At 52.7% G+C, this 821-nt stretch carries 1 protein-coding gene and 1 pseudogene; both read right to left on the minus strand.

Going from position 1 to position 821, the window contains the following annotated elements; all coding sequences use genetic code 11:
- A pseudogene (locus ACWHAR_RS25495) lies at positions 1-401 on the minus strand (amino acid ABC transporter ATP-binding protein); the annotation flags it as partial.
- A partial coding sequence (locus ACWHAR_RS25500) for an ATP-binding cassette domain-containing protein (RefSeq protein ID WP_452088237.1) occupies positions 398-821 on the minus strand: 424 nt, incomplete at its 5' end. The pseudogene ACWHAR_RS25495 and the gene ACWHAR_RS25500, both read right to left, overlap by 4 nt.

Here is an 821-nt window from a genome sequence, read left to right on the forward strand (position 1 = left end):
GTTTTTAAGAAAGCATCCTGCAAATGCTCAATATCCTCAGACAAAATGCCGAGCATATCCCCCGTGCGAAAACGGGAACGCAGCATCAAAGCACCCGGCTCAAGCATATTGTAAAGGCGGACGCGCATGTCGGATACGATTTTCAAAATGATGTGATGGCCGACGAGCCGTTCCACATATCGCGACACAGAGCGCGCAATCCCAAAGGTGCGCACTGCGACAATCGGCACATAAATAAGCAGAATGTTTTCCGGCCTTGTCGCCGCTTTAGAAATCAAGAACCCTGAGGTGAACATGAGGAAAGCAGCAGAAAAAATCGTCACCGCACCCAAAAAGATAACCAGAACGAACAGGCGGGCATTTTGCTTGATATACGGCAAAATCCATTCTTCTTTCTTCATGCTCTTTCCCCCAGTTGTGCCTTCACGAGTTTGGTATACACACCGTTTTTCTCCAGCAGTTCATTGTGAGTCCCGATTTCCGCAACCCTGCCCCCGTCAAGCACGATAATTTCGTCCATATCGAGCATCCAGTGAAGGCGGTGAGTCGCGAGAAAGACGAGCTTATCCTCAAATAAATCCAGCATCGTTTCTTTTATTTCATATTCTGTTTCGATATCAAGATGGGCGGTCGGCTCATCCAGCAGCAGGATCGGACGGTTTCCCAAAAAGGCGCGGGCCAGCGCGACACGCTGTGCCTGGCCGCCGCTGAGCGCCCGGCCGCCTTCCCCGATCCGCCCCTCTAATCCTTCAGGAAGGCTATCCACCAGCTCCGCCAGTCCCGCCGCCGCAGCAGCACGGGCTGTATCCTCTGCCGAAGCG

The sequence above is a fragment of the Bacillus sp. LR--39 genome, from assembly GCF_053613335.1.